Annotated in this window: 24 protein-coding genes; 21 read left to right on the top strand and 3 right to left on the bottom strand. The window is 61.8% G+C overall.

Annotated elements, in window-relative coordinates:
* The first annotated feature begins 15 nt into the window (after positions 1–15).
* Positions 16–1,227 carry an NO-inducible flavohemoprotein gene (hmpA, locus tag AC1DOX_RS14425; RefSeq protein ID WP_441617091.1) on the top strand — a complete coding sequence of 404 codons (1,212 nt, stop codon included), beginning with the start codon at positions 16–18 and terminating at the stop codon, positions 1,225–1,227.
* A gap of 93 nt (positions 1,228–1,320) precedes the next feature.
* The gene (locus tag AC1DOX_RS14430) at positions 1,321–1,794 is read left to right on the top strand and encodes a VOC family protein (RefSeq protein WP_441617093.1); all 474 of its coding nucleotides are present in this window, start codon (positions 1,321–1,323) and stop codon (positions 1,792–1,794) included.
* A 46-nt stretch (positions 1,795–1,840) separates the two neighbouring features.
* Here the strand turns inward: AC1DOX_RS14430 and AC1DOX_RS14435 are convergent, their stop codons facing one another.
* Positions 1,841–2,581, bottom strand: coding sequence for a hypothetical protein (locus AC1DOX_RS14435; RefSeq protein ID WP_441617095.1), 741 nt, complete (start codon positions 2,579–2,581; stop codon positions 1,841–1,843).
* 206 nt (positions 2,582–2,787) lie between these two features.
* Here AC1DOX_RS14435 and AC1DOX_RS14440 point away from each other — a divergent pair, with 206 nt between their 5' ends.
* Positions 2,788–3,675, top strand: a complete 888-nt coding sequence (locus AC1DOX_RS14440) for a dienelactone hydrolase family protein (RefSeq protein WP_441617097.1) — start codon at positions 2,788–2,790, stop codon at positions 3,673–3,675.
* A gap of 97 nt (positions 3,676–3,772) precedes the next feature.
* Positions 3,773–4,255, top strand: a complete 483-nt coding sequence (locus AC1DOX_RS14445; protein ID WP_092137558.1) for a DUF4440 domain-containing protein — start codon at positions 3,773–3,775, stop codon at positions 4,253–4,255.
* Positions 4,256–4,347: 92 nt separating this feature from the next.
* Here the strand turns inward: AC1DOX_RS14445 and AC1DOX_RS14450 are convergent, their stop codons facing one another.
* A complete protein-coding gene (locus AC1DOX_RS14450) occupies positions 4,348–4,827 on the bottom strand; it encodes a GNAT family N-acetyltransferase (protein ID WP_441617099.1) in 480 nt (159 codons plus the stop codon).
* A gap of 34 nt (positions 4,828–4,861) precedes the next feature.
* A complete protein-coding gene (locus tag AC1DOX_RS14455; protein WP_441617101.1) occupies positions 4,862–5,329 on the bottom strand; it encodes a YaiI/YqxD family protein in 468 nt (155 codons plus the stop codon).
* Between the two features lie 290 nt (positions 5,330–5,619).
* On the opposite strand from AC1DOX_RS14455, the gene AC1DOX_RS14460 reads away from it, so the two are divergent.
* The 17 genes from AC1DOX_RS14460 to AC1DOX_RS14540 all read left to right on the top strand — a co-directional run bounded on the left by AC1DOX_RS14460 (position 5,620) and on the right by AC1DOX_RS14540 (position 22,551).
* Positions 5,620–7,251 (top strand): thiamine pyrophosphate-binding protein, encoded by a 1,632-nt coding sequence (locus AC1DOX_RS14460; protein WP_441617103.1) that lies wholly within the window; start codon positions 5,620–5,622, stop codon positions 7,249–7,251.
* A gap of 18 nt (positions 7,252–7,269) precedes the next feature.
* Positions 7,270–8,004 (top strand): succinate dehydrogenase/fumarate reductase iron-sulfur subunit, encoded by a 735-nt coding sequence (locus AC1DOX_RS14465; RefSeq protein ID WP_092137562.1) that lies wholly within the window; start codon positions 7,270–7,272, stop codon positions 8,002–8,004.
* A 2-nt stretch (positions 8,005–8,006) separates the two neighbouring features.
* Entirely contained in the window at positions 8,007–8,342 is a 336-nt protein-coding gene (locus AC1DOX_RS14470; protein WP_441617105.1) for a succinate dehydrogenase, read from the top strand.
* The gene (locus AC1DOX_RS14475) at positions 8,339–8,686 is read left to right on the top strand and encodes a succinate dehydrogenase/fumarate reductase transmembrane subunit (RefSeq protein ID WP_092137564.1); all 348 of its coding nucleotides are present in this window, start codon (positions 8,339–8,341) and stop codon (positions 8,684–8,686) included. Before AC1DOX_RS14470 ends, AC1DOX_RS14475 begins: the two co-directional genes overlap by 4 nt.
* Before the next feature lies 1 nt (position 8,687).
* Positions 8,688–10,436 (top strand): L-aspartate oxidase, encoded by a 1,749-nt coding sequence (locus tag AC1DOX_RS14480; protein ID WP_441617107.1) that lies wholly within the window; start codon positions 8,688–8,690, stop codon positions 10,434–10,436.
* Positions 10,437–10,448: 12 nt separating this feature from the next.
* A complete protein-coding gene (locus AC1DOX_RS14485) occupies positions 10,449–11,384 on the top strand; it encodes a fumarate hydratase (protein ID WP_441617109.1) in 936 nt (311 codons plus the stop codon).
* Positions 11,378–12,061 carry a fumarate hydratase C-terminal domain-containing protein gene (locus AC1DOX_RS14490; RefSeq protein WP_477112450.1) on the top strand — a complete coding sequence of 228 codons (684 nt, stop codon included), beginning with the start codon at positions 11,378–11,380 and terminating at the stop codon, positions 12,059–12,061. Before AC1DOX_RS14485 ends, AC1DOX_RS14490 begins: the two co-directional genes overlap by 7 nt.
* 35 nt (positions 12,062–12,096) lie before the next feature.
* Positions 12,097–12,930, top strand: a complete 834-nt coding sequence (locus tag AC1DOX_RS14495; RefSeq protein WP_441617113.1) for an amidohydrolase family protein — start codon at positions 12,097–12,099, stop codon at positions 12,928–12,930.
* Between the two features lie 80 nt (positions 12,931–13,010).
* On the top strand, positions 13,011–13,925 hold the full coding sequence (locus AC1DOX_RS14500) for a LysR family transcriptional regulator (RefSeq protein WP_441617115.1): 915 nt from the start codon (positions 13,011–13,013) through the stop codon (positions 13,923–13,925).
* A 279-nt stretch (positions 13,926–14,204) separates the two neighbouring features.
* Positions 14,205–15,311 carry a Bug family tripartite tricarboxylate transporter substrate binding protein gene (locus tag AC1DOX_RS14505; RefSeq protein WP_441617117.1) on the top strand — a complete coding sequence of 369 codons (1,107 nt, stop codon included), beginning with the start codon at positions 14,205–14,207 and terminating at the stop codon, positions 15,309–15,311.
* Positions 15,312–15,443: 132 nt separating this feature from the next.
* Positions 15,444–16,187, top strand: a complete 744-nt coding sequence (locus AC1DOX_RS14510) for a sulfite exporter TauE/SafE family protein (protein WP_441617118.1) — start codon at positions 15,444–15,446, stop codon at positions 16,185–16,187.
* Between the two features lie 169 nt (positions 16,188–16,356).
* Positions 16,357–17,607, top strand: a complete 1,251-nt coding sequence (gene sorA / locus AC1DOX_RS14515) for a SorA family sulfite dehydrogenase catalytic subunit (RefSeq protein ID WP_441617120.1) — start codon at positions 16,357–16,359, stop codon at positions 17,605–17,607.
* Positions 17,608–17,622: 15 nt separating this feature from the next.
* Positions 17,623–17,985 carry a SorB family sulfite dehydrogenase c-type cytochrome subunit gene (sorB, locus tag AC1DOX_RS14520; RefSeq protein ID WP_441617122.1) on the top strand — a complete coding sequence of 121 codons (363 nt, stop codon included), beginning with the start codon at positions 17,623–17,625 and terminating at the stop codon, positions 17,983–17,985.
* Between the two features lie 154 nt (positions 17,986–18,139).
* A complete protein-coding gene (locus AC1DOX_RS14525; protein ID WP_441617252.1) occupies positions 18,140–19,060 on the top strand; it encodes a LysR family transcriptional regulator in 921 nt (306 codons plus the stop codon).
* 155 nt (positions 19,061–19,215) lie between these two features.
* Positions 19,216–20,346: a DSD1 family PLP-dependent enzyme gene (locus AC1DOX_RS14530; protein ID WP_441617124.1), complete on the top strand. Its 1,131-nt coding sequence runs from the start codon at positions 19,216–19,218 to the stop codon at positions 20,344–20,346.
* A 372-nt stretch (positions 20,347–20,718) separates the two neighbouring features.
* Entirely contained in the window at positions 20,719–21,585 is an 867-nt protein-coding gene (locus AC1DOX_RS14535; RefSeq protein WP_441617126.1) for an IclR family transcriptional regulator, read from the top strand.
* A gap of 24 nt (positions 21,586–21,609) precedes the next feature.
* A complete protein-coding gene (locus tag AC1DOX_RS14540) occupies positions 21,610–22,551 on the top strand; it encodes a dihydrodipicolinate synthase family protein (protein ID WP_441617128.1) in 942 nt (313 codons plus the stop codon).
* Positions 22,552–22,680: the final 129 nt, after the last annotated feature.

Genomic DNA, 22,680 nt, shown 5'->3' on the forward strand with positions numbered 1-22,680 from the left:
AGGGGGGCACCCATCATGCTGACGCAGAAGACGAAGGACATCGTAAAGGCTACGGCACCGGTGCTGGCCGAACACGGTTACGACATTATCAAGTGCTTCTATAAACGTATGTTCGAAGCGCACCCCGAGCTCAGGAATGTGTTCAACATGGCGCATCAGGAGCAGGGGCAACAGCAGCAGGCGCTGGCGCGCGCCGTCTACGCGTATGCGGAGAATATCGAGGACCCTGGCAGCCTTGGCGCCGTGCTGAAGAACATTGCCAACAAGCACACCAGTCTAGGGGTTCAGCCGGCGCAATACCCCATTGTGGGTGAACACCTGCTGGCTGCGATCAAGGAAATCCTCGGGAGCGCGGCGACTGACGAGATCATCTCCGCATGGGCCCAGGCCTACGGCAATCTGGCCGACGTCCTGATGGGCATGGAGAGCGAGTTGTATGAGCAATCTGCTGCGCAGTTGGGCGGCTGGACCGGATGGCGTACCTTTGTCGTGCGCGAGAAGCATCCGGAAAGCAGCGTGATTACGTCGTTCATTCTTGAGCCGACTGACGGCGGGCCGGTGGTGAATTTCGAACCCGGTCAGTACATCGGCATTGCGGTCGATGTACCCGCACTGGGCTTGCAGCAAATTCGCCAATACAGTCTGTCGGACATGCCAAATGGGCACAGTTATCGAATCTCGGTGAAACGCGAGTCGGGTGGTCCGCAGCCACCCGGTTATGTCTCATGCCTGCTGCACGATCATGTCAATGTCGGCGATATCGTCAAGCTGGCCGCACCTTACGGCAGCTTTCATATCGACGTTAATGCCAGGACACCCATCGTCCTGATTAGCGGAGGCGTTGGGCTGACGCCGATGGTCAGCATGCTCAGGCGCGCCATTCAGGATCCGCAGCGGCAAGTGGTGTTCGTTCACGGTGCGCGAAACAGCCAAGTACACGCAATGCGCGACCGTCTGCGCGAGACCGCCAAGACACATACCAATCTTGGCGTGATCGTGTTCTACGACGATCCACTACCGGGCGATGTTGCCGGCCGGGATTATGATTACACGGGACTGGTCGACACCCGGTCGATCAAGGATTCCATCCTGCTGCCCGACGCCGACTACTATATCTGCGGTCCGATCCCGTTCATGCGAGTGCAACATGACGCGCTCAAGGATCTGGGTGTGCGTGAGGCGCGCATCCACTACGAGGTGTTTGGCCCGGATTTGTTTGCTGAATAGTTTGCTGAATAGCAGGGAACCACCACTCGCTGGCACGATCTCGCGGGACGCAGTCGCCGTTTTCTCACTGATTGGCAAAAGGAGTCATTCAAGATGGCAACGAACACGATCTGCCTGTGGTATGAACACAATGCCGAAGAGGCCGCACGCTTCTACGCCAAGACCTTTCCGCAAAGCAGCCTCGGCGCCGTCCACCGTGCGCCGGCCGATTATCCCGACGGCAAGGCGGGCGATGCCCTGGTTGTCGAATTTACCGTCGTGGGCATCCCCTGTATTGGCCTCAATGGCGGACCGCATTTCAAGCACAGCGAGGCCTTTTCTTTCCAGATCGCGACCGATGATCAGGAAGAGACCGACCGTTACTGGAACGCGATCGTCGGCAATGGCGGGCAGGAAAGTCAATGCGGCTGGTGCAAGGACAAATGGGGCATTAGCTGGCAGATCACTCCGCGTGTGCTGACCGATGCACTCGCCAAGGGTGGCGACGCGGCGAAACGCGCGTTCGAGGCGATGATGCCGATGAGAAAGATTGACGTCGCCACCATCGAAGCGGCCGTGCGCGGCTAATTACTACCTACTACCGTTCCCACCCGTGGCCCCGATTCCGGGGCGATTAGTCAGCCCGGCGCCACCGGCCTGAATCGTGGCGCACGCTGACCCTTTCGTCATTTAGCCGGACTTGCTCCTCATTCACCTTCAGCGCGGTCGAATGGTCGATGTCGAAGGTAATATCTAGCGCGTGCCCGATATGGGCCTCCTCGATGGGAAGCTCCCAGGTCAGGAATATCTGCGTGCAATCCTGATCGGACGGGAAGTCGGCCACATCGAAACCGCTGCTGCCGCGTTGAATGACGCCATGAGGCTGGCAGGTATCGAATATCAGAACCGTGCCCCGGGTCAGGGGAATGCGGAGATCCAGCGACGGAAAATGTACGTCCTGTCCTTTGTCCTCGCTCAGGAAGAGATTGCAGAAGGCCGCACCGCCATACTGCTCGCCGTCATGGTGGTATCTCGCGCCGCGGCAAGCCATGAGCGCGACGTCGCTGGCGGCAAGCACACCGAGCAATCCAAGCGTGCCCGTCCAATCAGACACTGCCTGCACGCAGCGCGAGTAGTCCGGCCAGCGCGTTCGCGCTCGTGCCAGAGGCATTACCTCGACATCCCCGGGTTCCAGTGTCATGCGGGACGATATCTCCCTTGCCCAATCCGCCAGCAGACGGGCCGGCGGCTCGGGCACGTCGACCCTGCCTGACAGCACGATGTCGCTCACGCGCCGGCTGCGGATGGCGTCGCCACTCCAGAAATAGGAGACGAGGCCGTTTTGGGCTTGGGAATGTTGGGGGCTGTGGCTCATTTGTAGCAGTGTAATGCGGCGGCCTGGGTCGCCTTGCCATTGCGCTCGTGAGCGGCGCTTGCCGGCTCCTTCCCGGTCATTCGCCACCTATACTCGGGACTACGCGGCCGGCTATTGCAATACCAGGTAAGCAGCAGGCAGCGGTAATAAGAAAGAGGCGCGCGCGGCACCGCGTCTTGACGAATTTGAGATGAGGGAGAAAACCAATGAAGCTCATCCCATTGCCCCGTATTCTGCCCCTGGTGCTGGCGTCCAGTGCCGTGACAGCCACCGTGCACGCCCAGACTGCTGTCGCCCCCTCCGTCGAATCGGGCTGGATTTCGTTCCCGGCGCAAACGCTTAAAGGAACCGGTACGGCGGTACGGGGAGACCTGAAACTGCCGGCCACCTCGACAGAACGTGTTCCCGCCGTTGTCATCATTCACAATGCCGGCGGCCTTCAGGACCGCACCGGCGCAGGATATGCGAAGGTTCTGAACGACGCCGGCATCGCAACGCTGGAACTGGATCTGTTTCCGCGGGGCAACCGCCCATCCACCACGCGCGAAAATCTTCCCCACACCTTTGGCAGCCTGATTTTTCTCGCCGCCCATCCGCGCATTGATCCCGGCCGAATTGGAATCATGGGATTTTCCTGGGGCGGCATATTGTCCCTCGTGTCCGCGTCGACCGAGGTCGCCAATGCCTACGTTGCCGCGCCGCCGAAATTCGCCGCTCATTTGGCCTTATACCCCGTCTGCTCTGCACAGTTGGGCATCGTTCGGGGAACCAGTCGAAGCTACCCGGCGAGTACCTATCACGCGATGACCGGGGCGCCAGTTCTTATCCTGGCGGCGGAGAAAGACGACTACGACAAGCCGGACTCCTGCCAGCAGTTTGTTGACGCCTTGTCGGAGACTGCGCGCGCTCATATTTCCCTGACCGTCTATCGAGGAGTCGGTCATGGCTGGGACACCCAGGAGAACCGCACTTACATGGATAACGCGGCACGAGAAGGACGCGGCGGTTATGTCACACATAGCCGCGATGATGCCGTTGCAATGGAGTCGCAAAAAACTGCAGTTCAGTTTTTTACTCGGTCATTTGGTCGTTAGTTTGACGTCGAGTATCGCCGCGCTGGAACGGGTGGTCCGAAACCATGCTCCAGACGACGTAACTTGGCTCTCAACCCGTAACCTGAGGAGTTCTGCCATGAAGCGATTTCCCATTGCTTTCCTGGTGTTGGCGCTGGCCGGATGTGCCACGAACCAGAGCGCGCCAGTCAATACGCAGGCGTCGCGCACGGAAAGCTGCAAGGTGACGTCAGAGCAGGAGATTGCGGGATTGTTTGATCGATGGAATCGGTCATTGCAGACGGGCGATCCACGCAAGGTGGTGGCCAACTACGCGGAGCGGTCGATTCTTCTTCCGACGGTTTCGAACAAGCCTCGCGTGACCGTCGCGGAGAAGGAGGACTATTTCCAGCATTTTCTGCAGGACCGTCCGTCCGGGAAGATTGATTTCCGCAGTATTGAACTGGGATGCAATTCCGCTGTGGATTCCGGGCTTTACACATTCACCTTTGCGCGGACGGGAACCGTCGTCAAGGCGCGCTATACGTACGCCTATCGCTGGGATGGCACGCAATGGCTGATTACAAGCCATCACTCGTCGGCCATGCCGGAGAAGACGTAGCTTCGGTGCAGGCCCTTCCTTCCTGATGGCAGGGCCTGATGGCTGCCTGCGTGCGACGTGTCGAAAACCGTGATCTCCGACGCCGCACCGGGTCAAAGCTGCTTGCGGTACACGACGAATCCGGACTTCTCTGCGACGGTGTCATAAAGGCGCATGGCGGTCGTGTTCGTTTCGTGAGTCTGCCAGTACACCCTTCCTGCGCGCAGTGCCTTGGCACGTGCATAGACCTGATCGATCAGGCTGCGCGCCACGCCCTTTCCTCGTGCGGCCTCGGCAGTGAAAAGATCCTGTAGATAACAGTTCGGATTGAGTTGAATGGTGCTTCGATGCAGTAAGAAATGCGCCAGCCCGATCAACTCGCCGGATTGTTCTGCAACCAGTGCATGCATCGGCTCGTACGCATCAAAGAAGCGTGACCAGGTCGTGAGCGTGATTTCGGCCGGCAAGGCGGTCACCCCGTGCCGACCGTAGAACGCGTTATACCCATCCCAGAGAACTTTCCACGCGGGAAAATCGTCCGGCTCGACTGCACGGATCTTCATCAACTCTGCGGATGAATCGATGGTTTGCATTATTTTCCTTTTTCGTTGCTGTGGCCGGCACGCTTCAGGCGCTCGCACCCGGCGGTGGCGCATGGCGTGCCAGGAACCGATCCAGCTGGCCGGCGAACGCCTTGCTGTCCTGGGGGGAGTATGGTGCCGGACCGCCGGTATCCACGCCCGAGCCGCGCAGCTGATCCATTACCTCGCGCATCGTCAAGCGCTCCTGGATATTCTCACGGCTAAACCAGCTTCCTCGCGGATCGAGCACATGGGCGCCCTTGTCCAGGGCAGCGGCGGCAAGAGGTATGTCCGCCGTAATCACGAGGTCGCCATTGCAGACCAGTTCGACGATACGGTCATCGGCGGCGTCGAAGCCCGCCGGCACTTGAAGCGCCTTGATAAAGCGGGACGGTGGCGTACGCATGTACTGGTTCGCCACCAGCGTCACGCACACCTGGAGACGTTGCGCGGCCCGATACAACATTTCCTTGACGACAACCGGACAGGCGTCTGCGTCAACCAGTACTTGCATCGCGGATTTTCCAATTCAGGTGGGGGGCGCTCATATTACTGCCTGCACGCCTCACGGGTGTCGCAAGTATTTGTGGACGACTTGCGGAGGACTCTCTCGCAAGGTTGCTCGTCAACGCCTCCGACCGTGATCTAGTCGCAACGCGAAACAAGTATCCCATGAGCCATTTTTCGGTCTTAAGTTCAAAAAATATCAAGTTATATCTTATTGCTTCAGCAATATCGATTACTTAAACTCAATTCAACACAACCACAAAAGACCACGGCCGAAAAACGGTCGGGTAGAGACAAATGCTCGGTTCAGAACTCGTCATTCGAGCGCTGGCGCGCCGCGGCGTGACCACGATCTTCAGCCTCTCCGGCAACCAGATCATGCCGCTCTACGACGCCTGCATCGACGCCGGTATCCGCATCGTGCATGTCAGGCATGAAGCCGCAGCAGTGTTCATGGCAGATGCATGGTCTCAGGTGACTGGAGAAATCGGCGTGGCGATGCTGACGGCAGCGCCGGGCATTGCCAACGGGATTGCGCCGTTGTATTCGGCGGCTCAGGCTGAAAGCCCCGTCCTGCTTCTCTCCGGTGACTCTCCGGTGTCCGAAGACGGAATGGGTGCCTTCCAGGAACTGGATCAGGTCGCGATGACGGCGCCGTTGACCAAGTGGTCGAAGCGGGTCACCGATGCGCGTAGCCTGGTATCTACCGTCGACACGGCCATCTCCACGGCAATGACGGACCGGCGTGGCCCCGTTCATCTGGCGCTTCCGTTTGATCTGATGACGCGCGAATCCGGTATCGATGCATTGCCCGGGCAGATGCCCGACGTCCTGCCCGTCGCTCCGCCGACTGCAGTCGTCGAGTCGATCGCCGATCTGCTTGGCCACGCCCGACGTCCCCTGGTCCTGGCAGGTCCGACGCTCTGTCGCGAACGGAGCCGTGCCGCGCTGCAGTCTCGAAGCCAGGCACTGGGTGCTCCCATCGTGCCGATGGAAAGCCCGCGTGGCTTGCGAGACCCATCGCTCGGCGCGATCGCGGAAGTGGTCGCCGAAGCCGACCTGATCATCTTGCTGGGCAAGCGCCTGGACTTCACCACCGGATTCGGCCGCGAGAGCGTCTTTGGCAAGGGGGCGCGTGTCGTCGTCATCGATCCCGATGTCGATATGCTGCGCCGGGCTGAAAGGTTGCTCGGTGACAGGCTGGCAGCGCGGTGTCTCTCCGGCATCTCCGTTGCGCTTGACGCGCTGGAGTCCGCTGTGCGCAAGCCGTCCGGCGACCGAGGCGAATGGATGGCGCGTGTTGCGGCAGCCAGCATGGAGCGTGGCGCTTCGATCCCGGCGTCGCCATCGGCCATTCATCCGCGCGCGCTGTGCGAGACCGTCAACGCCTTCCTGCGCGATGTGCCATCACCGGTTCTGGTCTGCGACGGCGGCGAGTTCGGTCAATGGGCGCAGGCCTTCTGCAACGCACCGACCCGCATCATCAATGGCATGTCAGGGGCCATCGGCGGCGGCATCTGCTACGCCATCGCGGCGAAGATCGCCCGGCCCGAATCGACGGTGGTCCTGCTGATGGGCGATGGCACCGCGGGCTTCCATTTGTCCGAGTTCGACACGGCAGTGCGTGAGCAGGCAGCGATCGTGGCCGTGATCGGCAACGATCTGCGCTGGAACGCCGAGCACGTCATTCAGCAGCGGACCTATGGCGAGGATCGCCTGATCGGTTGCGCGCTGAGCGCATCGGCACGCTATGACGCGGCCGTGGCAGGACTGGGCGGATTTGGCGCATCGGTCGGGCGTCTGGACGAACTGACGCCAACCCTTCAGGCGGCGCTCGGCAGCCATCTGCCCGCCTGCATCAACGTACAGATGGAAGGTCATCCTGCGCCGGTCTTCGCGCGCAACCAGGTTGGCGCGTCAGCGCATTGAACGAAACGGGAGAGAGTGATGGAGGCGACAAAGGCCGCGCAGCGCACGCTTACGGTACGCATTGCCCGCGGCACCGAGGCAGGCAATTTCACCACCTACGAGGTGCCGTGGCGCGAGAACCAGACGGTTCTTGATGTGGTGACCGAGGTGCAGCGCCGCATCGAACCGACACTGTCATATCGCTTCGCGTGCCGCGTGGGCGTATGCGGATCGTGCGCGATGACGGTGAACGGTAAGCCACGCTGGACCTGCCGCACGCACGTCAGCCGGGTGGAAGAGGATGGTGTGATCGTCATCGAGCCACTGCGCAACATGCCCCGCATCAAGGACCTCGTCGTCGACATGTCGGAGTTCTTCGATAAATGGAAGAAGGCCGGCAACACGTTCGTTGGCACGGCGACGCGTCATGATCCGCCGGCAGCGGTGTCCCCGACAAGCAAGAAGCGCAAGTTGGCCGATGCCGCCATCGAATGCATCAACTGCGGCGTCTGCTATGCCTCATGCGACGTCGTGGCATGGGACAAGGAATACCTCGGGCCCGCCGCGCTGAATCGCGCATGGACGCTCTTCAACGACGAACGCCATGCCGATCCGAAGGACGTACTGAAGCAGGCAACGTCCGGCAGTGGCTGCAATTCGTGCCACACGCAGGGCAATTGCATGACGCACTGCCCGGTCAGCCTGAGCCCGACCGGCAGCATTGCGGGCCTGAAGAAGAACGCCCTGCTGCAATTCCTGAAGGGAGGCGACTGATCATGGAGCAGCGTCTTTTCGCACTCCAGCGCCTCAGCGCAATGGTCATGGCGCCATTCGTGCTGGTGCACCTGGGTGTCATCCTGTACGCGGTGCGAGGCGGCTTGACCGCGGCCGAAATCCTCTCCCGCACGCAGGGCAGCCTGCTGTGGATCCCGTTCTATTCGCTGTTCGTGATCAGCGTGGCGGTCCATGTGCCGATCGGGCTGCGCAACATCCTGATCGAGTGGGCTCGCATGAGCCGTCGCGCCGCATCGGTGTTCTGCCTGTTGTTCGGCCTGTTGCTGTTGTCGATGGGCTTGCGTGCCGTGGCGGCGGTGGGAGGGCTGCTGTCATGAAGTCTCCGCGAAACCACCGTGCCTATTGGGCCTTCCTCGGGCACCGTCTGTCGGGCCTGGCGCTCGGTATCTTTCTGCCTGCGCACTTCTATGTCCTGGGCCTGGCACTGGATCAACAGGCCCGCATGGACGCATTCCTGAAGTTCGCCGACATGGGCGCCGTCAAGTTTGGCGAATGGGGCCTGGTGCTGCTGTTGTCGATTCACATGTGTTTTGGCCTGCGACTGCTGGCGCTTGAACTGCTGCCCTGGAGTTCCACCCGCGACGCGCGCCTGTCGTGGATCAGTTGGGGTGGTGCACTGTCGCTGTGCGTTGGCGTGATCTTTGCCCTGGGAGTCATCTGAAATGCAAATCGAGAACCACAAGACGGACATCCTGATTCTTGGCACGGGCGGGGCGGGGCTCTTCGCTGCACTGCATGCCAAGAAGGCGAATCCCGCGCTCAAGGTATCCGTGGCGGTCAAGGGCTTGCTCGGCAAGTGCGGCTGTACCCGGATGGTCCAGGGCGGCTACAACGTGGCGCTGTCCACCGGCGATTCGGTCGAACGTCATTTCATGGACACCATCGAGGGCGGCAAGTGGCTGCCGCGCCAGGACCTGGCCTGGCGGCTCGTCGAAGGCGCGATCGAGCGCGTGCGTGAACTTGAAAACGAGATCGGCTGCTTCTTTGATCGCAACCCCGACGGCACGCTGCACCAGAAGGCGTTCGCGGGGCAGAGCTTTGACCGCACGGTGCACAAGGCGGACCTGACCGGCATCGAGATCATCAACCGTCTGATGGAACAGGTGCGGGCCCTTGATGTGGAAGAGCTGGAAGAGCATCGAGCCATCGAGCTGATTCCGGCGGCGGATGGATCGGGCATCTCTGGCGTGCTGTTCATCGACATGCGCCGTGGCACCTATCGCTTCGTTCAGGCCAAGGCGGTGCTGCTGGCCACCGGTGCCGGCCCGACCATGTACCGTTACCACACGCCTTCCGGTGACAAGACCTGCGACGGTCTGGCGATGGCGATGCGCTATGGCCTGAGCCTGCGCGACATGGAGATGGTGCAGTTCCACCCCACCGGCCTGCTCGGTGGCCCCGATACGCGCATGACCGGTACGGTGCTCGAAGAAGGCCTGCGCGGTGCCGGCGGCTGGCTGATCAATGGCAATGGCGACCGCTTCATGACGAACTACGACGCGCGCGGCGAGCGTGCGACGCGGGACGTCGTCAGCCGTGGCATCTATGCCGAGATGCGTGCCGGCCGAACCGGTCCGATGGGTGGCATCTATATCCAGATGAGCCACCTCGGGCCCGAGAAGGTAGCCAAGACGTTCCCGGGGATGGTCAACCGTTGCAAGGACTGCGGTTTCGATCTGGCTGGCGGGCGCGTGGAGGTGGTACCCACCGCTCACTACCTGATGGGCGGCGTGGAGTTCAATGTGGATTGCAGCACGGCTTCGCCCGGCCTGTTTGCCGCCGGCGAGGACTGCGGTGGCGTGCACGGCGCCAATCGACTCGGTGGCAACGGCGTGGCGAATTCGACCGTGTTCGGCGGCATCGCCGGCGATTCGATGGCCGCGTATGTGGCCGGCGTGCAGCACTGGAAGGAGCCGGACAAGCGCGTCATCATGAGCGGGATCGATCGTGCCGAATATCCCTTCTCGAAGACGCCCGGTGCCATCCACGAATTGCGCGATGCGCTGGCGCAAACGATGTGGGACGACGTTGGCGTCCTGCGCAACGAGCAGGCAATGCGCCGGGGTCTCGATTCGGTGGCCTCGCACAATGCCGCACTGCTGGCCATGGGCGTTCCCGATGGCGACCGCCGATACAACGTCACCTGGCACGACTGGCTCAATCTGCAGAGCCTGGTGGACATCTCGCGCGTGATCACCGTTTCCGCACTGGCACGCGAGAACAGCCGGGGCGCGCATTTTCGCGAAGACTTTCCGGAGCCCGGTGATCTGCACAGCAGCCGCTACACCCGCGTGACCGCGGACGGCGACGATATTCGCCTGGAGATGGTTCCGGTGAAGTTCGACATCGTCAAGCCGGGCACGTCACTGATTGCCGGCGAGGCCGGCCAACCCCCAAAAATTGCTGCATAGAGGACCGCTACGATGACCATCTCCATCGATCGGGTCGAGGAAGCCGCGTTCGAGATCATGAAGCGCGCCGCGATCGAGATCCCCAAGGACTACAAACAAGGCATCCAGGCGTTGCAGAAGACCGAGACCGGCAAGCTGCCGCGCTTCGTCATCCATGCGATGCAGGACAACTGGGAAGCCGCCGACCAGGACCGCCGTCCCATGTGCGCCGACACCGGCTTGCCGCGCTACTACGTCAAGGTTGGCAACAACGCCTCGGTGCAGCGTGGGTTCGTTGCCGTCGAGCGCGCGCTGCGCAAGGCCACGGCCGACGCCACGCTGGCGGTTCCGCTGCGTCCGAACCGCGTGCATCCGCTCTGGCGCACCGACAACAACAACAACGTCGGCATCAATGCGCCCGAGATCGAATGGTCATTCGAACCGGAGGCCGACTGGGTCGACATTACGACGGTGCACAAGGGTGGTTTGTTCGGCACCGATTACCGGATGCTGTTCCCGGGTGACGGGATCGACGGTATCAAGCGCTTCGTGCTGGACACCCTGATTGCCTTCGGCAAGCGCGGACTGGCCTGTCAGCCCGCCATCGTCGGCATCGGCTTGGGCGGCTCGAAGGATACGTGCATGCAGCTTGGCAAGCAGGCGGCGTGTCTGCGCGTGGTCGGCGATCGCAATCCCGACCCGAAGATCGCCGAGCTTGAACTCGAACTCATGAAGCTGGGCAATTCCATCGGCATGGGTGCGATGGGCTTCGTCGGCTCATCGATGGTGGTGGACTGCCATATCGAGGTGGGCCACACCCACACGGGCGGGATGCCGATCAGCCTTCACACGTTCTGCCTGTCGTCGCGACGCGCCACGGCCCGCATCCACGCCGACGGCAATATCGAATATCGCACGGACCCCCAGTGGTTCACCCCTTATCTGCGCAGGGAGACGGTCGAATGGTAAGCCCGCAAGACGATGAACTGAAGGTCTTCCACATCAACCTGCCTGCCACCACGGAAGACATCGCGAAGCTTGAGCTGGGATCGGCCGTCTATCTGACGGGCTTGATCTATACCGCCCGGGAAGGCATCTACAAGAAGGTGCTCGACGAGGGCCTGGAGCCGCCGGTGGAGTTGCGTGGACTCAGCAACGTCAATTTCCACTGCTCGCCGGCGGCGGCGCCCAATGCGGATGGCAGCTACAACGTCGGCGCGGTCACCGCGACAGCGAGCTTCCGGTTCTCCAAATGGATTCCAAAGTGGATGGAGAAAACCGCGTGCCGCATCTTCATCGGCAAGGGCGGCATGCCTGCCGATGACTACAAGCGGGTGCTTGCGCCCGGTGGTGCGATCTATCTGACGACCGTTGGCTATGGCACGGGCGCGCTGCTCGGCCGGGGCATCAAGCAGGTGAAAGACGTGTTCTGGCTGGATGAACTCGGCATCGCGCAGGCGATGTGGATGTTCGAGGTCGAAAACTTCGGCCCGTTTATCGTCGAGAGCGACCTGGAAGGCAATTCGCTGTTTACGCAGCACGCCGAGGTCATCAACGCCGGAATCGAGAAGCTCTACGCGGGCCTCAAGCCTCCCGCTCTGCATCGATACGGCGAGACAGACGACCGCAAGAACGAGGTGATGTAAGGCCATTGCCGCGAAAAACCAGCCAGGAGCAGGACATGATTATTGATTTCAGACTCCGCCCGCCGGTCGGGGGCTTTCTCGATACGTTGATGTACTCGGCCGGCGAGCGTCGCGACGGCTTTACCCGAACGGTCGGCTTCGAACCTTCCCCGGCCGCGCAGCAGCAATCGATGGACCTGCTGATGAAGGAGATGGATGAAGCCGGCGTCGACAAGGGCGTCGTGGTCGGACGGCTCGCCGGCACGCTGGGTAGCGTGTCGAACGAAGACGTGGCGCGGATCGTGCGGGACTACCCGGGACGCTTCATCGGTGCCGCATCGATCGATCCGACGAACCGCGTGGCGGCGTGCAAGACCATTTCGGATGCAGTCGCCAGCGGCTTCAAGGCCATCAATATCGAACCGGGGTCCTACCCGATTCCGATGTATGCGGACGATCGTCGCCTGTACCCGATCTACGCGCACTGCGAAGATCTGGACGTACCCGTGATCATGATGGTGGGCGGAACAGCCGGGCCGGATCTGAGCTATTCCGATCCCATACGCACCGATCGTGTCCTGACGGATTTCCCGAAGCTGAAGGTCGTCGTCGTGCATGGCGGCTGGCCCTGGGTGACCGAGATCCTTCATATCGCGTTCCGCCGCCCCAACATGTACCTCTCGCCGGACATGTATTTCTCGCGGATGCCGGGCTGGGAGGAATACGTGAAAGCCGCGGATTCCTTCCTGGCCGACCGGATGCTGTACGCCAGCTCGTTCCCGTTTTGTCCGGTACGAGACTACAAGCAGTGGTTCGAGACGTTGCCGATCCGTCCCGAGAACATGGAGAAGGTGATGGGCGGCAACGCGCGTCGCTTGCTGGGTCTCTAGGCTCGTGCGCATGCCGATGCGGCAATATGGCGGCGCGGCCCGCTATCTGGCGGGCTGAATCCCCCATCAAAGGGTCAGACATGGATGTCAAGACGCTTTACACACTGGTAGCCATTGCGGATCGAGGTAGCTTCGCCGAGGCAGGCAACGCAATCGGGCTGACGGTCTCGGCCGTCAGCATGCAAATGCGCGCGCTCGAAGAAGAACTGGGCATGACGATCTTCGATCGCAGCCGCCGGCCGCCGGTACTGACAGACGCAGGACTCGCGTTCACGAATCGCGCCCGGGACCTGCTGACGCATTGGGAGAGCATGAGCGCGGCGCTCAAGCGCGAAGCGGCCGGGGGTGTGCTCAAGCTCGGATCGGTCCACACGTGCGTCTCGGGGGTGTTGCCCCTTGCCTTGAAGCGTCTCCACCAGCAGGGACACCGCATCGACGTTCACGTGACCACGGGTCTCACGCACGATCTCGAACGGGCCGTGTACCGGCGACAGCTCGATGTTGCCGTCGTCACCGAGCCGGAGATTCCCCGGCTCGACCTTCAGTTCATGCCTTTCTTCAACGAAGAGTTCGTGGTGATCACGCATGCCACCACGCGAGGAGATTCCGACAAGGGTGTCCTGGAAACCACGCCCTACGTGCGATTCAACCGCACGGCGCGGGTCGGGTTGCTGGTCCAGGAGGAAATGGTGCGACGACAGATCGCCGTCCGGTCCACCATGGAGATCGATACGCTCGAAGGCGTCATTGCCATGGTGGCCAATGGTCTCGGATCCTCGGTGGTGCCCGCCCGTGGCGTCGAGAACGAGTTCCCGACCTCCATTCGCACCATCCCGTTCGGTTCGCCGCCTCTGATGCGTCGACTCGGGATCCTGGTGCCGCGTGACAACCCCCGCGCCCATTTGTCGAGGTTGCTGCTGGAGGCGCTGACGGCTGTCACGACACCTGCGAGCGCACCGGACGACGGCCGCCCGAAGCTGGTGGGCAAGGGGTGACGACGGTGGCGGCGCGGCGCTGCGCGACGGTCTCGCGATCGATGCGGGCGCTGTCCGGAATCGCCATGTTTTTCCGCGCGCTGATCGGGAATGATGTCTTCCATTCGGAAGACCGGGGCGCATGTTTTCTTGCAGTACGCGATAACAAGTTTTATCGATTACGGTGAATGCAATATCCCATTTCCGTTCGATAGAACCAGAAACTAGGATCCATAAAAACAAGAAGCAGCAGCGCACACAATAGCCGCGAATCATGGCGGCACCACAAAGGAGACAACGATGAAATCACAGGGCACGCGAAAGGCCATCGGAGACTGGCTTGAGGGGGTGCAGCAATCGGGGCGGCAATGGCTGCGCCGGAAGCGCCAGCATCCCATTGTGAAGGAGCTGTGCAGGGACGCAGATGCTCCGCGCTACCGCACCTCGACGGCGGTGGCGATGTTTGCGTTCGCGATCGCACCGCTATACATGGTGCCCGCCCAGGCGCAGGAATGGCCGGGCAAGCCGATACGCCTGGTGGTGCCGTTCGCGGCGGGCGGTGCGACCGATCTGCTGGCGCGCGCGGTGGCCGTCGAACTCGGGAAGCATTGGAAGCAGCCCGTCGTCGTGGATAACCGGCCCGGTGCCGGCGGTGCCGTGGGCGCCGAAGCCGTTGCCAAGGCGACACCCGACGGCTACACGCTATTGCTTGCTTCGGGCAGCATGTTCACGGTCAACCCGTTCATCTACCAGAAGCTTCCGTACTCCGCTGAAAGCTTCGAGATGATCAGCAAGATCGCCAGTGGTCCGATGGTGGTGACGGTCAACGCGAAAGTCCCGGCAAAGACGGTGGCCGAACTCGTCAGCTATGCAAAGGCCAATCCTGGCAAGTTGTCCTTCGCGTCGGCAGGCAATGGCAGTCAGGTACATATCGCCAGCGAGGCCTTCGCCGAAGCCGCCGGCATAGAGGTCGTGCACGTGCCGTACAAGGGTGAAGGCCCCGCCTATGCCGATCTGATGGCGGGAACGGTCGATATGACGGTGGGCAACATCAATGCCATCTCGCCGCTGCTCAAGGGCGGTCGTATTCGCGCGCTGGCAGTGACGGGCAAGGAGCGGTCGACGCTGCTGCCCGATGTGCCGACCGTCGCCGAGGCTGGCCTGCAGGGCTTCACGTTCTATGGCTGGTTCGCGCTGATGGCCCCGGCCGGTACGCCGAAAGAACTGACGGCGAGGATGTATGCCGACCTTGAGAAGGCGACTGCGGAGCCGGGTATGCAGCGCTATCTGGCCGCGCAAGGCATGACCAGGACACTGACGCCAACGGGCCGCCTCCCTGAGGAAATTGCCCAGGAGTCCGGCCGCTGGAAGCTGCTGGTGGCGAAACGGAAGATTTCCGCCAACTAGTCGGAACACAAAGGCGCCTGCGGGACATGCGCGGAGGATGGCTCCGGGCGCCGACCTGGCGGTGGAACTACCGTCGCCAGGCGTGCGGGAATCAGGATGCAATAGCGCTCACAACAATGCGACCGACAAGCGATGGGGACTGAACACTATGCAGTACTAGGGGCTACCGTTGCCGGGGCCTACACGGTATTCGGACTCACCGGTTTCGGTGCGGCGATGGTTGCTGTGCCAATCCTGGTGCAATTCATCCCACTGCAGTTCGTGGTGCCGATGCTGCTGTTGCTCGATCTCGTGACGACCACCATGGTCGGCCTGCGCAACTGGAGCTCGGTTTCCCGCCCGGAACTGTTGCGCCTGATTCCGTTCATGATGGTCGGCGTGGTGCTGGGCACGACGGTGCTGGCGAGGATCGAGTCACGTTGGCTGCTGGTCGGGCTCGGGTTGTTTGTATTGGTGATGACGGGCCGGGCGCTCATTGTCTCCACAGCGCGAGCGGAGCCTGCAGCGAAAGGGTGGTCGGTACCTGCGGGCGTCGTGGGCGGCGTCTTCAGTGCGCTGTTCGGAACGGGTGGGCCCATCTACACGATGTATCTATCCAGACGACTGCCGCACATCGACCAGTTTCGATCGACCATCGCGGCTGTCATCCTTGTCAGTGCGCTGGCGCGTCTGGCGGCGTTTGCAAGCAGCGGGCTCCTGCAGCAAGGGGATTTGTTGCGCAGCGCCGCAATCGCGATGCCATTCAGCCTCATTGGCCTGGCGATAGGCTCTCGCCTGCGTCGAAGATTCTCTTCCGACGCCGTGCGTCGCGCGCTGCTGATTTTCCTCTGCGCCAGTGGCATTTCTGTGCTGTTTCGAGGCCTGATGATGCATTGACAGGACCTTTCGCCGGGCACATCGATATGGGACGAGCTGATGATCGACTTTTCAGGTTACGGATAGCGAAATCATCTGTTGTACGTGATGACTTGGTTCCTCTAGCCTGAGCGGCTATTAATAAGGGTGTGGCGACGGATTCGAGATCTGCCACGCGAGGGGAGACACGATGGACAAGACTGACACGATCGCGGATGTCGACCACAACCGTCGCCGGGTACTGACGGGTGGCGCGGCGTTGGCTTTGCAAGCCTCACTGGGCCTTATGGCGGCGCCGAACGCGCTGGGTGCCACGCGCACCAGGGAAATGCCTTTCGAAAATGGGCACCGCGAGCTGGTGGCGTTTCCTCAGAAGCGGCCGCTGATCCTGCTGACGAATCGACCACCCCAGCTCGAGACGCCCTTCGAGGTGTTCGGCGAGAACGTGATCACGCCGAACGATGCTTTCTTCGTGCGTTATCACTGGAGTGGCATACCCACATCGATCGACCCCGCGACGTATCGGCTCAAGATCGATGGACACGTCTCGAAACCGCTGGATCTTTCGCTCCAGGCGTTGCGACAGCTCGGCGATGCCGTGGAGGTTGTGGCCGTCAATCAGTGTTCCGGCAATAGCCGAGGCTTCTTCTCGCCGCGCGTCAATGGCGGCCAGCTTGGCAACGGCGCAATGGGAAACGCACGTTGGACCGGGATTCCACTTCGCGTTGTGCTGGAGCGCGCCGGCGTCAAGCCGGGTGCGGTCCAGGTGAGCTTTGACGGATTGGATCGGTCGCCGCTGGAGACCGGACCGGACTTCGTCAAGGCATTGACGATGGACCACGCGCTGGACGGCGAGGTCATGCTGGCCTGGGCCATGAACGGCAAGGATTTGCCCTTCCTGAACGGCTACCCGCTGCGACTGGTCGTTCCCGGGCACTATGGGACGTACTGGGTCAAACATCTGTCCCACATCGAGGTGCTGGACCGCCCCTTCGAGGGCTTCTGGATGAACCCCGCATATCGGATTCCGGACAATGACTGCGCGTGCGTGCCCCCCGGAACCACCCCGACCAGCACCGTGCCGATTGGTCGCTTCAATGTTCGCTCTTTCATTACCAGCCACATGAACAACAGTGTGATCGCGGCAGGCCGGGATGTGACAGTGAAGGGGATTGCGTTCGACGGCGGCCAGGGCATTTCGGAAGTGGCGTTTTCGGATGATGGGGGCGCAACGTGGCAGCCAGCGACCCTGGGCAAGGATCTGGGCCGGTACTCATTCCGTGAGTGGAGCGTGAAGTTCCGCCCCGTCAGGAAGGGCGTCTATGACCTTCGCGTTCGTGCGAAGAACAGATCGGGCGAGACGCAGCCTCTGACAGCGAACTGGAATCCCGCTGGATATATGCGGAACGTTGTGGAGTCCACCAGCGTTGTCGTCAGGTGAATGGCGGAGCCGACCATGAAGATCAAAAAATCCATGCTTGCCGTCGTGACGCTCGTCGCAGTTTCCGTGACAACGACGGCGATGGCGCTCGAGATCAAGCTTCCGCAAGAAACCGCGAGCTACAACCCTAGCAGTCTGCCCGGATACAACCTGGCCTTGCAGAATTGCATGACGTGCCATTCCGCACAATACGTTGCCACGCAGCCAACGTCGTCTTCCCGAGCTTATTGGGAGGCGACGGTCAAGAAGATGAAGAAGCCATTTGGCGCACCGCTCAAGGATGAGGACATCCCGGCAATTGTCGATTACCTCGTGAAGACCTACGGTGCGGAGAGAGAGGGCGCCGCATCGCCGGCCACGCCTGCAAATACGAAGTGACGGGCGGCGGCATACGTGCCGCTTCCTTTTTTCCCGATGAGGTCGACCGGGAATGTCGAGTGCACGTCGGCGCCAGGTCAAAATCAACCGGTTGTAGCCTGGCAGCCGAAACTCGGTTTTAATGCCGCATGCCATCAGCGGTAATCAAACCTTAATGCTTAGCCTCGATGATCTGCGACTCATTCGTGCGATAGGTGCTGCCCCCTCGCTTGCAGCCGCCGCGCAACGACTTGATCTGACGCCTCCCGCCGTCACAATTCGCCTTCAACGCATCGAGGAGCGCCTCGGCGTGCGGCTGGCAGTTCGACAGTCGAGAGGAATCTCATTGACGGACGAGGGCCAGCGGCTGCATCAGGAAACCATGGAAATCCTCGAGCGAATGGAAGCCTTGCCTTCGTTTATTTCGGGGAACCAGGGCGAGCTGCGGGGAAAGCTCCGGGTCGTTGCGCCGTTCGGCTTTGGCAGAAAGTATGTTGCGCCCATCGTACGGGAGTTTCATCGCGCGCATGCCAACCTCGAGATCTCGCTTTACCTGTCGGAGAGTCCTCTCGCAGACGCGTCGGGCGCGGACGTGGTGGTGACGATCGGCAAGCTGAAATCGTCGTCGTGGATAGCGCATCCGCTGGCGCCCAATGATCGGATCTTGTGTGCGAGTGCTGCCTATGCCCGTCGGCTGAAAAACCTCGACCATCCGTCCGACCTGACGCGCTTTCCCTGTCTCTGCCTGAAGGAGAACGATGAGGACGTGACGCGATGGCGCTTTCATCAAGGCAATGCCGAAGGCGGCGACGCGCGAAAGGCTGTCACCATCCGCGTCTCCGGCATCCTTTCATCCAACGACGGCACGATTATTTCCGATTGGGCACTGGCGGGGCTGGGCATCGTCGAGCGGTCCGAATGGGATGTCGCGCCATGGATCGCCTCCGGGAAACTTGTCCGCCTGCTTCCGGACTGGAGCTTGCCCGCCGCCCCAGTCATGGCGCTCTTGCCGTCACGTACTGGCGTTTCCATTCGGCAACGCGCGTTCCTGGACGCAGCGCGAAAGGCGCTTTCCCCGCCGCCCTGGCGTCGATGACGTTGAACTGGTGCGCTTTCCCCATGCCGGCGCCGTTAAATCGGCGTTAATGCTCCATTAGTCTGACGTTAAGCACGCAGGGCAATCGCGATTCTATAGTTGGGGCACATGCGATAGCGCATGCCATATCGCCCCCAAAGCAAGAGGCCCGTACCGTGACCATCGAAACCCTGAACACGCCCGCCGCACTGATCGACATTGGCCGGATGAACCGCAACATCCAGCGGATGCAAGATCATCTGAACCGCCTTGGCGTCAAGTTCCGGCCGCATGTCAAGACGACGAAGTGCAAACAGGTGGTTGACGCCCAGGTTGCAGCGGGCGCGCAGGGAATCACGGTGTCGACCTTGAAAGAGGCGGAGCAGTTTTTCGACAGCGGCATCCGGGATATCGTCTACGCGGTCGGCATGGCGCCGACCAAGCTGGGTCAGGCCCTCGCGCTGCGTCGGAAAGGTTGTGACCTCAAGATCGTTGCCGACAGCGTACAGACCGCAGAGGCTATCGCAACCTTCGGACGCGAGCATGGCGAGCGATTCGAAGTCTCGATCGAAGTCGACGTGGACGGACACCGCTCCGGCATTCCGCCCGAGGGCGATGCGCTGATCGCAGTGGGTCGCGCGCTCGTGGACGGTGGGATGAAACTGGGCGGTGTACTTGCGCACGCGGGCTCGAGCTATGAGTACAACACGCGCGAAGCGCTCGTCCGGGTCGCGGAGCAGGAGCGCAGCGGGTCGGTCAGGGCTGCCGAACGCCTGCGCGCCGCAGGTCTGCCTTGCGATATCGTCAGTATAGGGTCCACGCCGACGGCACTATCCGCGGAGCATCTTGAGGGTGTGACCGAAGTCAGGGCCGGTGTGTATGTCTTTTTCGATCTCGTCATGCATAACGTGGGCGTGTGCGATACGTCAGACATCGCACTATCCGTGCTGACAACCGTCATTGGCCACCAGGAAGAGAAGGGCTGGGCCATTGTTGACGCGGGCTGGATGGCGATGAGCCGTGATCGTGGCACGCAGCGTCAGCAGCATGACTTTGGCTACGGCCAGGTTTGCACGGAGAACGGCGAGGTCATTGGCGACTATGTCGTCAGCGGCGCGAACCAGGAACACGGCATCGTGTCCCGCAACGGCAAGCCAGACCTGGCCATCGCGAGGACCTTCCCGATTGGCACCCGCTTGCGGATTCTTCCGAACCACGCTTGCGCGACCGGCGCGCAGCATCCTGAATATCAGGCAGTCCGCGACGACGGCGCGGTTCAAACCTGGCCGCGCTTCTACGGTTGGTAGGTCACTGAGCGTGACACCAGAGCGGCGGCTCTGGTGTAAACCCCAAGAAAAACGGGCTTGCTCCCCTGCGGAATCGAGGTCTACACTGTTTTCATATCGCGAATATAAGTTCGCAATCCGAATAAATTCTAAGGTGTTTGAAGGGTTGTAACGCGGGGAAGGAAGGAGGGCGCCGGCATCCGGCGTTTTTCTCGCCCAGCATTGCGAATAAAAATTCGCATTCCGAATTTAGCGGATTCCGGCAGCGATGCCGAAGCCTACCGACCAGACTTGAGCGAGGACTTTCCTCTGTCAGAGCGGCGAATTAAAATTCGTAATCCGAACTCGATCCGGGTTCGAACCGAACCAGCTGAACTCACAGGGGAGATTGACATGGCGACCGAGAACACAGTCCGTTCCGCATCGAAGGCAAGCAGCGCGGGCGACGCATCCAAGAACACGGTGCAGTCGCTGGCGAAGGGCTTCCGCATTCTCGAAGCGTTCTCGGCCCAGGAGCCGGAACTCACGATGGCGGAAGTGGCGCGTCGCTCGGGGCTAGACAACGCTACCGCGTTCCGCTTTCTCAACACGCTGGTGGATATCGGCTATGTGCAGCGCGTGCCGGACACGCGGCTGTTCCGTCTCTCGCTGAAGGTGCTGAAGCTGGGCTTCGACGCCATCGCTCATGCCGACCTGCGCACGCGGGCCAGGCCGATCCTGCGCGCGCTGGTCGGGGAGATCAACGAAGCCGCGTCCATCGGCGTGCTGGATGGCCCGGACGTGCTTTACGCGGAGCGTATCCAGGCCGGACTGACGCGGCTCGGCGTCGATATCCGCATCGGCAGCCGGGTGCCGGCGTATTCCACGGCCGTCGGCTATGCCCTCCTGGCCTGGCTGCCCGAGGACATGCAGGCCCGCGTGCTGGAGGCCCAGCCCCGGCAGAAGCTGACCGACCACACGCTGACCGATCTCGACACCATTCTCGAGCGGCTGAAGATCGTGCGCGCCAAGGGCTACGCGCTGTCGGACCAGGAAACCGTATCGGGGCTCTACGTGGTCGCCGCGCCGGTGCTGGATGTGGATGGCGTGCCGGTTGCGGGCCTCTCCGTGGCGGCCCCCGCGATGAACACCTCGCTTGAAGATTTCGAATCGACCACGGCCCCGGCGGTAGTGCATGCCGCTACCGAACTGGCCCGTGCGTTGCAACCCTCCGGAGGATTCATTCCTCCCACTTTGACCACCACCGTAATGCGCCGTTAGCGCAAGCCTTACCAGGAGACGCACGTGTCTGATATCAACTTCCGCGGCATCATTCCCGCCATCGCAGTCCCCTTCAACGCGGACTACAGCATCAACGAGCCCGAGTTGCGTCGCTTCGCCAAATGGCTGGGCGGGCAGGAGGGCGTGACCGCGCTGATGACAAATGGCCATACCGGCGAGGTCTTCTCGCTGACGCCGCGCGAACGCGCCGAGGTGACTCGCATCACCGCCGATGCCACCAGGGGCATCTGCCCGGTGATCTCGTCGGTGGTGTGCGAAGGCATCAACGACGCCGTGGAACAATCCGGCTGGGCCAAGGAAGCGGGCGCCGCCGGACTCGATATCATGCCGCCGCATCACTGGCTGCGCTTCGGCTTCAAGCCGGAACACTGCCTCGACTACTTCAACGCCATCGGCAAGGCCAGCGGGCTGCCGCTGGTGGTGCATATCTACCCCGCCTGGACGCGCGGCTCCTACTCGTCCGAGTTGCTCGCGGAACTGGCGAAGCTGCCGTATGTGAAGGCCTTCAAGATGGGCGAGCGCGAGATGAACAAGTACGCGCGCGACATCAAGGAGATCCGCGCCGCCGACCCCACCAAGGTGCTGATGACCTGCCACGACGAATATCTGCTCGCGTCGCTGGTGCAGGGGCTCGACGGCGCGCTGGTCGGCTTTGCCTCGCTGATTCCCGGCCTGATCAACGACTTGCTCAAGGCGGTCAAGGCCGGTGACCTGCATGAGGCCATGCGCGTGCAAGCCCTGATCAATCCGCTCAAGGACGCGGTGTACGGCGCCGGCGAACCCACGGGCGAAGCGCACGGCCGCATGAAGGCCGCCATGGCGCTGGCCGGCATTCTGCGCGATGGCACCGTGCGCCCGCCGACCCACGCGCCTTCGGCCGCGGAACTGGCCGCCATCAAGGCCGCGCTGGAACACGCTGGTATCACCCAGAAAGCCGCAGCCTGATCTGGCACCGGTCCGGCATCCCGCCGCATAGTGGGCACGCAGCGGGCACACAGCGGCCGCAAAGCGAGCGCGCGGGGGCCGGGCCGCCAGCAATGCATTCCACAGGGGCTTCTGATGGGCCAATCGATG

The organism is Cupriavidus sp. 01L415 (assembly GCF_056400065.1).